Origin of the sequence: Microbulbifer sp. ARAS458-1, assembly GCF_045348205.1 — a bacterium.
In the GTDB taxonomy this organism is placed as follows: domain Bacteria; phylum Pseudomonadota; class Gammaproteobacteria; order Pseudomonadales; family Cellvibrionaceae; genus Microbulbifer.
Window position 1 is genome coordinate 1,151,415 of record NZ_CP155838.1, and the last position, 13,667, is coordinate 1,165,081.

At 56.3% G+C, this 13,667-nt stretch carries 11 protein-coding genes and 1 other annotated feature (1 of these 12 only partly in view); of the genes, 2 read left to right on the plus strand and 9 right to left on the minus strand.

Features of this window, described 5'->3' with window-relative positions; genetic code table 11:
* Positions 1 to 31, plus strand: a sequence feature (16S ribosomal RNA rRNA prediction is too short) (it extends 908 nt beyond the left edge of the window).
* 198 nt (positions 32 to 229) lie between these two features.
* From AAFH99_RS04770 to AAFH99_RS04810, 9 genes are all read right to left on the minus strand, one after another.
* Complete coding sequence (locus AAFH99_RS04770; RefSeq protein ID WP_043320640.1) at positions 230 to 937, minus strand: sensor histidine kinase; 708 nt, start codon at positions 935 to 937, stop codon at positions 230 to 232.
* Entirely contained in the window at positions 930 to 4,016 is a 3,087-nt protein-coding gene (locus AAFH99_RS04775) for a protein kinase domain-containing protein (protein ID WP_406828802.1), read from the minus strand. Before AAFH99_RS04775 ends, AAFH99_RS04770 begins: the two co-directional genes overlap by 8 nt.
* Positions 4,017 to 4,032: 16 nt before the next feature.
* Positions 4,033 to 4,911: an FHA domain-containing protein gene (locus AAFH99_RS04780; protein WP_406828803.1), complete on the minus strand. Its 879-nt coding sequence runs from the start codon at positions 4,909 to 4,911 to the stop codon at positions 4,033 to 4,035.
* A 4-nt stretch (positions 4,912 to 4,915) separates the two neighbouring features.
* A complete protein-coding gene (locus AAFH99_RS04785; RefSeq protein ID WP_043320643.1) occupies positions 4,916 to 5,707 on the minus strand; it encodes a DUF6689 family protein in 792 nt (263 codons plus the stop codon).
* 438 nt (positions 5,708 to 6,145) lie between these two features.
* Positions 6,146 to 6,862 (minus strand): outer membrane beta-barrel protein, encoded by a 717-nt coding sequence (locus AAFH99_RS04790; protein ID WP_043320644.1) that lies wholly within the window; start codon positions 6,860 to 6,862, stop codon positions 6,146 to 6,148.
* Between the two features lie 99 nt (positions 6,863 to 6,961).
* Positions 6,962 to 7,615, minus strand: coding sequence for a replication protein P (locus tag AAFH99_RS04795; protein WP_231492068.1), 654 nt, complete (start codon positions 7,613 to 7,615; stop codon positions 6,962 to 6,964).
* The gene (locus tag AAFH99_RS04800; protein ID WP_043320645.1) at positions 7,527 to 8,837 is read right to left on the minus strand and encodes a DnaT-like ssDNA-binding domain-containing protein; all 1,311 of its coding nucleotides are present in this window, start codon (positions 8,835 to 8,837) and stop codon (positions 7,527 to 7,529) included. Before AAFH99_RS04800 ends, AAFH99_RS04795 begins: the two co-directional genes overlap by 89 nt.
* Positions 8,838 to 8,970: 133 nt before the next feature.
* A complete protein-coding gene (locus tag AAFH99_RS04805; protein WP_406828804.1) occupies positions 8,971 to 9,633 on the minus strand; it encodes a helix-turn-helix transcriptional regulator in 663 nt (220 codons plus the stop codon).
* Entirely contained in the window at positions 9,630 to 10,865 is a 1,236-nt protein-coding gene (locus tag AAFH99_RS04810; RefSeq protein ID WP_406828805.1) for an MFS transporter, read from the minus strand. Before AAFH99_RS04810 ends, AAFH99_RS04805 begins: the two co-directional genes overlap by 4 nt.
* 161 nt (positions 10,866 to 11,026) lie before the next feature.
* Between AAFH99_RS04810 and AAFH99_RS04815 the strand changes: the two genes are divergently transcribed.
* Complete coding sequence (locus AAFH99_RS04815) at positions 11,027 to 13,294, plus strand: heavy metal translocating P-type ATPase (protein ID WP_406828806.1); 2,268 nt, start codon at positions 11,027 to 11,029, stop codon at positions 13,292 to 13,294.
* Positions 13,294 to 13,662 (plus strand): cupredoxin domain-containing protein, encoded by a 369-nt coding sequence (locus AAFH99_RS04820; protein ID WP_043320646.1) that lies wholly within the window; start codon positions 13,294 to 13,296, stop codon positions 13,660 to 13,662. Before AAFH99_RS04815 ends, AAFH99_RS04820 begins: the two co-directional genes overlap by 1 nt.
* Positions 13,663 to 13,667: the final 5 nt, after the last annotated feature.

The window sequence follows — 13,667 nt, forward strand, 5'->3', positions numbered from 1 at the left end:
GAACTCAGAAGTGAAACGCAACATCGCCGATGGTAGTGTGGGGATTCCCCATGTGAGAGTAGGTCATCGTCAGGCTTTCATTCCAAAAGCCCTGATCGCAAACGCGGTCAGGGCTTTTTTCATTGGACTCTTTTTTGTACCCAGCCCTACGGGCAGCTTCGTGCGTTTATTTACTCCCCGCAAACCAACCCTTACAGCCAGCCGAAATTCTCGAAAGAAGTGGCAAGGGCTACCGCCCAAGACTCACAAAAATATCCGTCCCGCTGTTGCGGGAACTTTTGATCGAAAAGTCTCCGCTGAATAACTCCACCCGATCACGCATGCTGCGGAGCCCAAAGCCGTCTCGCTCTGCGGCACAGGCTTTATCCACATCAAAACCAACACCGTTGTCTGCGATACACAGAGTGACACGCTGGTCCGTGCAGGTGAGTCGGATATCGATAATGCTCGCTTTGCTGTGCTTCTGCGCATTAGTCAACGCTTCCTGCGCAAGTCGGAAAAGCAGGGTTTCCATATCTGGTGGAAGCCGGTTTTCCAATCCGGAAATTCGCAGTGCTACCTGGATTTCCGTCTGATCCTCAATAAGCTGGCAAAGCCATTCGAGCGCGTGGGCCAAACCCAGGTCATCCAGCACAGCTGGACGTAACAATCGCGCAAGCTGGCGGGCTTCACTCAATGCAATTTCGGTAATTTCCAGGACTTCGGTTTTTTCGGGAGAGGCTTCCATAGTCGCGAGCCGAAGTTTTAAAGCCGTCAGTGTCTGCCCGATGCCGTCGTGAAGCTCGCGTGCGAGCCGTTTGCGCTCCTCTTCCTGCACAGACCAGACACTGCGGGCCAAAGCGCGAAAGCGCTGCTCCCCATCAATCAGCTTGCGTGTTAATTTGTCCTGCTCGATGGACAGGCGTTGCAGCCGGTCCATTACTTCAAGCTTATCCATCGAGTGATCTCCATGCTTCTGGAATCCAGGGAAGTTTTAAAAACTCTTTGAGCTGTTCCTGTTCGATTGTGCGGAGAAACCAGTGAGGAAGCTCTGAGCAAGACTCGGAATTACACTCTCGCGCACTCTGCCGGATCGCGAACCAGGATTCACCCGGAATCGTTTCAGGTTCCAGCCCCTGAGCCCAGCGCCAGATCTGGTTTGCAGGATCTATGGCATCCCGCTCGAGCTGCAGGCTGTTTACGAGATACTGTCGCCAACTAGATTCCCAAGCAGGTAATGGTTGACTGAGCAGCTCCCTGATGACCGGTTCACTTTCTGCCGCGCGCCCATTTTCAAGGAGCCACTCCGCTTTAATAAGTTGTTGACGGGCGAGTTGGTCAGGAGTTGCGCTACCTGTTAACAGATCAAATTTAAGCTCGCCGCCATAGCGCAGAGTCAGCTCTGCGCGTAGCAAAGTGATTTCGTGTTCGGCTCGGGAATCCTGGAGTTCCGACGCCAACGAGCTTGCTCTTACAAGCTCCGCTTCGGCCTTGGCCGGCTGGCCTCGCCATAGACTCAGTTGTGCGAGGTGAATTGATATTGCAAGTTTTGCCTGCTGGTCTCCAATTCTTTCCGCTTCACGTCGGCTCTGAAGCCATGCTCTGGTAGCCTGAGGCCAGCTGCCTTCCCGGGTATCCAGGCTGGCAAGGTATTGGCCGACATAAAGCATGCCTCGACGATCGCCGATATTCTGGTGCCCCAACAGAGACTGCTGAAAGTAGACCCTCGCACTTTCGTTGTCACCGGCCAACATGGCGATATAGCCTACATTAGCCTGACTTTCCGCAATCAGGCCCGGATCGTCCAGTTCACGGCGCAGCCCCAGCGCCTTCATATATTCCTGTTTTGCTGCGCTGTAGTTGCCGGATTCTTCGAGCAACACACCTTTATCGTTGTGAATACTGGCTTGAAGTCTTGGCGCATTCTCCAAGGCGAGTAAAGAAAGTGCGTCGTCAAGGTGCTGTTGTGCTTTATCCGGTGAGCCTGCGATGGCATTGAGGTAGGAAATATTTGCCAGCAGTCCTGCCTGCCCAATCTTATCCCCAAGTGACCGTCTCTTATCCAGCGCCTCCTGATAATACTTATCGGCGTGCCCGAGTTCACCTAGCCGTTCCTGGGCAACGCCAATCGCTGCGAGGGTGTCGGCCTCAAGTTTTAACTGTCGCTGGCTGCGAGAAAGCACAAGTGCACGGGAAAGTGGGTCTTCGATTGCCTTTTGTGCCGCGCCACTTTGAATCAGCTCGCGCCCGAGTAAGTACCAGCCTCGCGCATCTGTGGGACTGTTGGCGAGCCAGTTCCGTAAATAGTCAATGCTCGCTTCCAAACCCTTTTGGTCCGCTAGAAGATCCGAGTGTAAGTGTGCTAAACGACTGTTGAAAGGTAACCGCTCACTAAGAATTTCCAGAGAGCTAAGCGCTTTTTTACTGTTACCCGCGAGCCTCTGTCGCTCAAACTGGATTTGTAAGGCAAGTGTTGAACTCGGGTTGTCGAGCAAGCTGTGAGCTTCATCAATGGCTTTTCTCGCCTCTCGGATATCACCGAGTCCATCGTTTGCCCTGAAGTGCAGGTACGAGCTCAAAGCGTGGGGCCACGCCTGTGTTAGACGCTGTGAGCGGTTCGCGGCGAGTTCAAATTCTCCCATGTCGAGGTGGCGTCGTACCTGTACTACCTCGGCACGAAACTGGTCTGGAATGGCGATGGCCTCGGGCGCGCGCTGGTCCAATTGCGCAAGTAGTCTGCTTCCTGCCAGGTCGAGCGCGGAGAGCACATTCTCTGGCTCGATCATCTGATGTATGGAGTGCGCCTTTTTTTGCCCGGGTGGACCGTAGCTGAGGGTGAGGCTCCACTGATCCCCTATAGGTCTGATTTCAGATGTCACCACCCACATGGCGCCAAAGGCCTGTAATAACTCTTCCTGCTGGCTTGTTGAGAGCGGGATTGGCCAGCTGACCTGGTTGATGTAGTTTAAAACCGGTTGCTGATCTGCCAGCCGCACATTCGGGGAAACCGCTAGTTGACTGTGTAATTGTTCCGCCGCCGTGCGGGAAAGCCAGGCTGGTACCGGTGGTGTGTATTCCGCGGGCAACACCAGCAATGTGGGCGAAGTGTGTTTACCTGTATCCGACGATGCAGGTTGATACTTCCAGAGTGACAACCCCAAAATCACGACCAGCGGAAGTGCCCAGGCCCAGCGATAATTGCGGGGCGCCTGCGCAATGCGCAAGCGAGCGATACGGGCGCTTGTGGGGCGCCGGCTGGGACGTTTACTGAGCAGTTGGAGGATAAATTGACTGAGTCGTCTGGGTACCTCTTTGCACCTTTCACAAGGTGCCAGTGGGCGGACGTTTAACCGGGCGATCATCCGAGCGCAACTGTCTTCACCTTCAAACGGAAGAAATCCGGTAGCGGACTCGTACAGAATTACCCCGAGGCTGTAGAGATCACTGCGGCCATCGAGGGCTTTTCCCTGAATTTGTTCCGGAGATGCATAATCTGGCGTGCCGGACGGGGCATCGGCTTTTTCACCCAGAGCGCGAGCGACGCCAAAGTCGGTGATAAAAGCCTCCCCTTCCGGGTTGATCAAAATGTTTTCTGGCTTCAGATCGAGGTGTACGACATTGTTCTGGTGCGCTTGATCCAGCGCGTCCAGCAGGCAGTGTGCGAGTGAGACTACGACCTGAGGTTTAAGTCGCTTTTCACGGTCGAGCTTGGTTGCCAGGCTTTCGCCAGGAATATAGTCCATGGTGTAAAAGTAACCATGCTCGGACTCGAAAATATCGTGCAGGCGAACCACATTCGGGTGGCTGATTTTGCGCGCAAGCAAAACTTCTCTGCGCAAGCTTACTCCTGCTTGCCGATCAAGAAGTTTTAAAGCCACTTCAATCCCAAGTTGCTCATCCGTTGCCAGATATACCGAGCCGTAACCTCCACGGCCGATCAGGCGCTGGATGACAAAGCGATTTGCAAGACGCTCTCCGCTTTGTAGGGGATGGAAAAGATTGCTTATTGTTTTTGTTGTATCAGGATCTGTTTCCACGAGTGGAAAAACCTCATTACCAGGCTGAAAGACTGGGGAAATGCGTTTCAGCAGTGCTCCGGTTCAGTTGATCAAGATCCGCTTTAAGCAATGTTGCCGCAATTGCCATGGATGCATTGTCTGCCATGGCCTCGAGAATACTTAAATCAAGCTCAGTAATCCCTTTTCCCATTAACAGGCTATCCGTATAGAGGACGCCAAGTTGTCTATCGTCCATCGACAGGGGCAGGCAGGCAAGGGCTCGAATGGCATTGAGCTGGATACTTGGTTGGCTGGAAAGAAACTGATGGTCAAGACTGTCGGAGGTTACCAGCGGGCGGCCGGAGCTGAGCACTTCGCCCACCGCACTGCGCGACCCGGCAAAATCAGCGCGTTGGAAAACTTCGGGTGTTACGCCATGCATTGCACTGACCGATAGATTACCGGTGGTGCTTTTAAGCAGAATAAAGGCGCGATCGGTGCCGGCCAGTTGGATGACACCTTCCAGTACTCGGGCGAGCATCTGCTCCAGGTCACCGCTGTTGGACAGTTGCTTGCCGATTTCCTCACAGTGCTGCCAACGCTTATCTGCCTGGCCTTCGAGGTGATCCAGCTGGTGTCTTCCCAGGAGTTGGAAACGCGCCTGAATCTCACCGATTGATAGCCAGCAGTCATTGGTTAAATTGGCGAAACTGACGTTCGCACCGTGAATTCTTGTGCCATTTTTAGATCCCAGATCACGGAGCGTCCAGACATTGTTCACCTGTTTCAGCTCTGCGTGACTCCTGGACACGGAGGGATTATCTATATGTAAATCACTGTCTGTACTGCGGCCCAGTCTGTAAGTCCTGTTATCCTCCAGGCAAATTTCTTTCACCGGACGGCGAGGATAGTAAATACTGAACTGAGCCGGCACAGAATTACCCTTGCGAAAGACTGAAGCGCAGGGTTGCGCTCGCGCCGAGCAAATCACCAGCGGTATTGGTCAGCGGCGAGGTGGCATGCCAGACATTGCTGATTAATGAGCCCGCGAGGCTATCGATCAGGCCAATCACCACGTCCAATGTCGTGATTGCCAGCAGAGTATTGCCCTGTTCCCAGAACAGTCGGGAAAGGTTCAGCTGGTCCAGCAGTCGGTTTGTGGTTAGCCAGCCCAGTTTACTGGAGCTGATAGCGTCGCTTAGCCTCTGGTATTTCAGTGCAATTACGTCTTTGGGGTCTCTGTTGTCCCGGACCACCATCCACTCGGAGAAATTTCCCGTTCTGAGGCGGGCGCGATAGGAGCCTTCGCTGTGCTCAGCGGTCAGATCCTGAAAGGTCTCACCCTCGTGTGATTTGAACACTCGATAATTATTGTCAAAGTGGATATCACGGGTATAAACCATTACATCTGCCGCCCCGCGGAATGAAAGTTCTTCACTGGCAGGTGGCTCGATAACAATCATGACCGGGAAATCCGCAAGTGGCTCGACGCCCTCCGGTAACCTGGCGACGACATTCGGGTCGCTCAGGGAAAAGGTGTAGGAGTCCACACCTGCACTCGTTGCATCCAGATTTTTTACTGAGTCAAAACTGAGGGTGAGTTCAACGGATTTACTTCCTTCGGAGATGGTGAATTGCGCACTGTTATCCGAAATTTCCGTTTCGGTAATGGCTGCCAGAGATGGCAGGCTCAAGGTACATCCGAGAATATATGTAAGTAAGCGCGACATGATGTGCTACCCCGGAATCGTTATTGAAAATATTGTGTTCATTTTGATCACTTTTACATCTAACTACATCCGCAAATAAAAATAAAGGCGGTTTGAGAAGTGTGTCATGGAATTTTGTCAATAGTGCGACATTGATTCCCATCACTGAAAGCGCTCTATATTGGACTGGTGTCGAAGCACCACAGAAAAATCCGCCACTCACTTCCGTTGAAATTTTAAGCGCTGCCTGTAGCGTAATAGCCGCGCCATTCAGGTTATATATCCCAAACTTATCCCCAGCTCTGTCCAGTGTTTCTGTGAGTAACCGAGTTGTGCATAATTGGAAAAACTCTTAGGAAATCAACTTGTCCGATCACCGCGGTGAGCGCTATCTGCGGGGGTGAGGCTCGTGAATCGCAGCAGCAGGGCGGGCTGTGAATAGCGCGAAGGACCGGTGTGTTAAAAATGAATGCTCCAGCCCACAGATGCGGATTCAACCTGATACTCACCGCGAAGGTCCTCACTGCCGATTTCAGGGAACAACTCCCATTCCGCGCGAATGGTCCATCGGTCCCGCAGTTGATAACTGACACCGGCTCCGTACCCCCAGTGAAACCCGCTACTGGTTTCCGTAAACACACCTTCCACTGGAATGGCAACTGGCTGTACGGAGCCGTCTTCAAACTGGAACACGGCCACTGCTTCACCGCGCTGAAGCGAGCGCAGCTCGTTAAACCAGAAGCCCCCACCCAACTTACCAAATACGCTGAACCCCGAGCGGCCCACTGGCAGGTGGCCGACCAAAAAGGCGTTGCCCATACGGTTGGTTATACGGTCTTTGACCGCTAGGTAGGTAAACTGCGGATTATGGACCACGAAGTTCGATGTCGAGGTCGCTGTCTGCCTGAGATCGGCCTCAACCGCGAAATGGGGGCTCCAGCGCCAACCAGCGTAGAGTTTGGCTCCTTCACCGGTGTCACTGCAGTCTGAAAGTGCTGCGACCTGGTTGGTGCTATTGAGCAGGCCAACAAAGTCACGTGTGTCACGACAGGTATCGTCAAGAGCTGTCGCCTGTAGCGCGAGGCCACCGTAGCGATGGGAATAGAAATCGGCACTGGCAAGGCTGCTGCCGAGCAGTGCGAGGGGTACCACAAGCAGAAGGAGGGGCCTGGCCATGGCGATACCTGCTCTGGAGTCGGATGAAACGTATCTGGCGGGCCGGTCCGTAAATCCGTGGCACGGCCCTATAAGCTGAGGTGCAGCCCATACATCACATCATATTTTGAGGTGCGCGCGCAATTCCGCCAACTTCTTGGCATTTTCAGCCTTCGACAGCGGCTTAGACGTCTGGTGTTCCAGCCGGACCTGCTGCGGCGCGGGCAGGCTCTCCCCGGCCATCAGGCGCTCGCAAATCTTTTTATAGTGACTGGCGAACACGGGGTAGGCGGAAGACTCCGGGTTGTTCGCCAAGAAAAACCAGTCGGCGGCACGGCCTGCGTGGTAGACCGCGGGATGGCTCCACTTATGATTGGCCTTTGGGCTCGGAGCATTACAGGCTTCGCGGTACGCGGCGCGAGGATCGGGCAGGCCGTTTTCACCCTCGGCGCAAAACTGCAACATCTTGTGAACCGTTGGCAAGTACTCGGACTGTTTGATGGCGCGCTTGGCTCCGGCAACCATTTCTTCGGGCGAAAAGCCGGCAAGGGACTCCAGCCAAAGACGCTTGGCGTGATTCAGTGTCTGCACATCCTGAAAGGCGGAATTGAACTGGTTGTGGTAACTCAGTTTCAGCAGCCCGAAGACTTCGTTTAACGCGCGTTTACGCGCTTCCAGCTCAGGGTTACCAGTTTGTGTCTGTGACGATGTCCCAGACTGATGTGTCTCTTGTGCGTTGGTTACCTGAGTGCCCGGATTCTTGTGGCTTGCCATGTTGTTGTCCTATCGCGAACTTGTTGCGCTCGGCCCACTTGTGCCGCGCATGGCGCACAAATACCGCATCCCAGCTTTTGCGGGCGGTATTCTGGCTGCGCCAGTAGAGAATGAATTCCGGAACCAGCGAAAGGGCAAAGTCCCGATCAATTTCACACTGATTCAGTAGGTGCCCGAGGCAGTCGCTGGAGGGTTGCCAGTTACGGGAAATGGCTTTGGCCACCGGGTTTTTCTCAATACCCTGGCAGTAATAAGCCCATTCCGTGCGCGCATACTCGATAAACTGCTCGCCCCAGCGGGCGCTATGGCCGCCCCGTTCCAGCCATTTGTAAATAAACTCGGGCAATAATTCTGCAGCAAAGTTGGGGTTGATGGCTAATCGGCGCAGCTGCTCCCAGGTATTCTCGCTGGGCTGCCAGTCTCGGGTCATGGGTTCCGGTTTGCGCTTTTCGATAAACGGGGTGTCCTGTTTTTCCCAGTCTTCGATCACCCAGTCGTTGAATTCAAGATCCCATGAAACTGACTGCTTGGCGCTGTTGCGGTGGTATTCCACAAATCGCTGCAGACAGCGCTGCACAAAAGTACTGGGTACTCCTTCATCGGAAAGTTTGCGCAGGGTTTCCTCTCCGGGGCGCCAGTGGTCAGGCAGCGGCTGTTTCCGGCCCTGGGTGGCACGGAAGGCTTCCCACTTGTTCTTGACCTGCTTGAGAAACAGGGAGCCGAAAGAATGTCGACTTTCACCACGGTCACGCCAGTAAGTGACAAACTCCGGCAGTTGCTCCCGCACAAAATGTTCCGGCACGCCCAGCTGCGCGATGCGTGCCATGGTCTCACCGTCCGGCTGCCAATTGGGGGAAATGGTATTGGCCGCGCGAGGTGTGGGGGCCGATACCGATGATGGCCGGTTAGCCGACTGTGCAGCGGGCAGTGAAAATTTGAGCATCGCACTGCTGCCGTAGGGCGCGGCACCCAGCAGAAGCGCACCCTGATTGCGCAAGCTGGTTGAGACCCGTTGAATGTCCGAGGGCTCCCAGAATGGCAGCAGCTGTTGCAGCTGAGCCCCATCCGCGGTGTACCAGTCGCGGCCGGGATGTGGTTCTACCGGTAGGAAGGGTAACAGGTCACCCAGTGCCGCAAGCAACACGGCCTCCTCTAGGCCGAGGGTGGCGGCCAGAGAGGGCGAAATAACGAGGGGACGTTCGGGGAGCAGGGGGTGATTCATGGGGGCGATGATACCACCCGGGAGGAGGGCATCGTGAGGGGGAATTGGCACAGTTGTTGTGTGTGAATAGCAGGAGCTACTGACTACCTGGTCTGAGCGGCTTGCGACGCTGCGGCATGAATGATGAGTCCTTTTAAGTCTGCTGGGCGGATATCCGGTAAGCGCAGCGGCGTGCCCCGTCGAGCAGGTACTCACAGCGTTCTACCCGCGCCTCGGGCAGGCATTGGCGGAAAATCTCGAGTTCCGAGCGGCAGAAATTGTGGCAATGCCGAGCTGCGGCGCAGATCGGACAGTGGTTTTCCAGTAGCAGCCATATCCCGCGCTGCTCCTGCACCGCCTGGGCCATATATCCTTCCCGGTCGCGTAACTGAGCAAGCTTGCGCACGCGTGCCCCCAGGGTCGCACAGTTCCTCAGTGCATCCATATACTCGGCTAGAGACTCCTGTTCCCGCCTGGCAATCAGAGTATCCAGGCCCTGTGGGCCGAAGACCTCGCGAACGCTCTCGATCAGCTTCACCGTAAGGTCACCGTGGCGGTCGGGAAAGCGCTGTTGCGCCTTCTCCGTCAGCGCCCAGTAACTCGCTGGGCGCCCGACTTTTTCCGCGCGGTCGAAGCGCTGAAGTAACCCCTGTTCCGCCAATTGGTGCAAATGTTGGCGGGCACCGACCGCGGTGATGCCGAGGTGATCAGCAATGGCACCGGCTGAGAACGGACCGTGTGTTTTCAGCAGATAGAGGATCTGTTCACGGGAGTCGCTGGTGGCAACCGGGGCGCCTTGAGTGTGACGTGCCTTCATTGCGCTTCTACCTTTTCTGACCACTTGGCAGGGGCGTGCTCGAGGTGGGCAAACCATACTGCTCCGGCAATACACAGCAGCCCGCCGAGCATAAGTGTCCACTGGCTTCCCAGCAGGGCGACGCCACTGCCCAGCAGGGCGATCAGTGTACTGGTCAGACAGAAGTTCGCGGTAAGCAGGCCCATTACCCGTCCCTGGCCGAATTCAGCGAAGCGCTCCGACATAATCGCCGGAAAGATGCCATTCACCGTGGCGATACCGACACCGATGAGAGCGAACATGGCGTAGGCGCCAGCAACATCTGTCCAGGGCAGTAACAGCAGCAAAATACCGAGCCCTACAGCTCCCTTGAATACTGCAGGCTCAGCGCCCAATCGCCGCTTGATTGCCGGCACTGCCAACACGCTGGTGGCTATCATGACGCCGGTCACGATCACCGTGTTCCAGGCGATCTGGTGTGCTTGAAAGCCAAATTTTTCCACCAGCCAGAATGGATAGAATTCATAAAAAGCATTTACTCCAAGGGTAAACAGCAGATTAAACAGCGCCAGGGCGCACACTGCGGGCTCCCGCCATAGGGCGAGGGAATTCTGTGCGTGTACCAGCCGTATAAGACTGCCGCCGGAAGATACAGCGGGCTTATCGGCAGGCATCAAGAGCTGTGCGAGCAATGCGCAAGTGGTCGACGCCAGGCCTCCAGCCCAGAACACAAAATCCGCGCCGCTCGCAGCGAGATAGCCGCCACCGAGTGGCCCGAGCAGCCACCCCGCGTAGGAACAGGCCATAGCCAGCGATAGTGCGCGAGTTCGCTCGATGGCGGGGTGCAGATCTGCCGCCATGGCTCGTGCGATGGCGATATTACCCTCGCAAAGCCCGGTGACAAAGCGGGCAACAGCAAACAGCAAGTAGTTCTCCCGGCTCAGCGCCAGCGCCGAAAACCCATACCCTGCTGCCGCCAGCAGCAACGTACATACCAGAGTGCGCCGGCGACCGAATTGATCGGATAGCGCGCCTACGACGCTGCTGCCCAGTAGCAGCCCCAATGGAAACAGGGCCAGTAAAATACCCAGTAGCAGTTTCGGGGGCAGCCCCATAAACCCTGTCAGTTCACTTGTCGGTCCTTCCAGGAACAGTGGCGCTAGCACTGGGTAGGGCAGTGCGATGCCGGCGGTGCCGATCAGGGTGACTAGCATTACCGCGAGCAGGGTCGTGTGGGGGCGGGCGATGGGCATGGGGTTTAAAATAAGTATTTGCTTTTTATATTAAGTTAGCATGTGATACACATAAAGAAAGTAAATGCTTATTTATTGTGGTCATAGCGCCGCGCAATGGCTGTGCCAGCTATCGCATTCCGCTACCCTATCTGAGGCCGTACACGAGCATGAGGAACCCCATGTCAGATATTCCTTCTTCGCCAACCAGGACCTTTCAGCTCCAGGGCGTGAGTTGCGCCGGGTGTGTGAAAAAGATCGAGTCCGCACTGTCTGGGGTGGCCGGGGTCGACGACGCACGGGTGAATCTAGGGGATAAAACCCTGGTGGTTCGGGGGGATGCGGACCCCCAGGCGTGTATTCAGGCGGTGGAGTCTGCCGGGTATGGTGCCGAACCTGTGCGGTCGAGCGCGCGCGAGCTGCGAGAACAGCAGCGGCAAGATGAGGAGAATCACTACCGGCATCTGCTCTGGCGCGCGGGTATCGCACTGGGGGTGGGTCTTCCCTTGATGATCTGGGGGCTGGTGACCGGCGAAATGAGTGTGCACAACAGCTTCCAGCAACTCGCGTGGGGTGCGGTAGGGCTGGTGACGCTTGCCATACTTATTTTCTGCGGCGGCCATTTCTATACGGGCGCCTGGCGGGCCTTCCGCCATCACAGTGCCACCATGGATACACTGGTCGCGCTCGGCACCGGCACCGCCTGGCTGTTTTCCATGCTGGTGGTCTTGCTGCCACAAGTCCTGCCTGAATCTGCTCGCCACGTCTATTTCGAGGCCAGTGCCATGATCATCGGCCTGATCAATCTCGGCCAGGCACTGGAGGTGCGTGCCCGCGGCAAGACCAGCGCGGCGGTGGAAAAACTATTGGAGCTGCAGGACACCAGCGCACGGGTAATCCGCGATGGGGAGGAAGTGGATATCCCTATCGAGCAGGTGCAGGCCGGCGATAAACTGCGGGTACGCCCGGGGGAAAAAATTCCGGTGGATGGCAGCGTGGTCGAAGGCGAGAGCCTTGTCGATGAATCCATGCTGACCGGCGAACCGGTGCCGGTAAAGAAAGCGGCGGGCGATGGGCTCAGTGCGGGCACCCTGAATAAAAATGGCAGCCTGGTATTCACCGCGGAAAAAGTGGGTGCGGATACCCGCCTTTCGCAGATTATCCAGATGGTCAAAAACGCCCAGAGCTCGCGGGTGCCCATCGCGCGGCTGGCGGACACCATCTCTGCCGTCTTTGTACCCAGCGTCATGATCATCGCAGTGATTGCCGCTCTGGTCTGGTACAACTGGGGGCCCGATCCCAAGATCGCACATATGCTGGTGGTGCTGACCTCGGTGCTGATTATTGCCTGCCCTTGCGCGCTGGGCCTGGCCACACCCATGTCGGTGATGGTCGGGGTGGGCAAAGGGGCGGAAAACGGCGTGCTGGTGCGCAACGGCAAGGCTCTACAGCAGGCTACCGATCTCGACACTTTAGTGGTGGATAAGACCGGCACCCTTACCGAAGGCGCACCGAAGCTGACGGATATCGAAAGCGAAGGTGACGGGGACGCGTTGCTGCAGCAGCTGGCGAGCCTGGAAAGCCGCTCCGAACATCCACTGGCGGAAGCGATTGTCGCTGCAGCAAAAGAGAAAAACCTGCCATTGGGTGAGGTAAACAATTTCGAAGCGATTACCGCCCACGGCGTCAGTGGCGAGGTCGATGGTAAAAAAGTTCTGCTGGGCAATCGCAAACTGATGCAGCGCGAGGGCATTGAAACCGGACAGTGGCCGGAGAAAGCAGAAACGCTTGCCGCACAGGGGCGCACCGCCATGTATGCGGCCGTGGATGGGGCCATGGCCGGTGTGATCGCGGTGGCCGATCCCATTCGCAAAGACGCACAGGCCGCGGTACAACGTTTGCAGGAACTCGGCCTGCGCATCGAAATGCTGACCGGTGACAACCAGGCAACGGCAGAGGCGGTCGCCAGACAGCTGGGCATTGAGCACGTGCACGCGGACCTGCTGCCGGAGGACAAAGAAAAGATCGTGGCCGACCTGCAAAAGGGCGGCGCCAAAGTGGGAATGGCCGGTGATGGTATTAACGATGCGCCAGCACTGGCACGCGCCGATGTCGGCTTTGCCATCGGCGCCGGCACTGATGTGGCGATCGAGTCCGCGGATGTCACCCTGATGCGCTCGTCCCTGCACGGTGTTGCCGATGCGGTGGAGTTATCCCGCGCGACCCTGCGCAATATCAAGCAGAACCTGTTCGGCGCATTCATTTACAACACCCTGGGGATCCCCATCGCCGCCGGTGTACTTTATCCAGTCACCGGCACACTGTTGAGCCCGGTGATTGCCGGTGCCGCCATGGCATTTTCCTCGGTGACCGTGGTGAGTAATGCCAATCGGCTGCGGTTGTTCAAACCGTCTCACGACTCGGCAAAATCCAACGGAGGTGATGCCTGATGGAATCCGTGCTGATTAATTCACTGGGGCTCGCCGCAATCGCGTTTACCCTGTGGTGGTTCTGGTTGGCGCCCAAGCAGCAAAAATCGCAGGCCACTGAAGCCAGTGAAAAACTGGAAATTCTGGTCAAGGACGGTGTTTACGAACCAGAGCGGGTGCGCGTGACCGCGGGCAAAGAAACGATGCTGCATTTCCGTCGGGAAGACGCATCGCCCTGCGCCGAGTGGGTACTGTTTCCCGACCTTGAAGTAAGCGCGCAGCTGGCGGTGGATAAAGTTACCGAAGTAAAAATCCCCGCGGCGGACGCGGGAAAGTATCCATTTCACTGCCAGATGCAGATGTATCGCGGCACGCTGGTTGTGGAGTAGGGCGC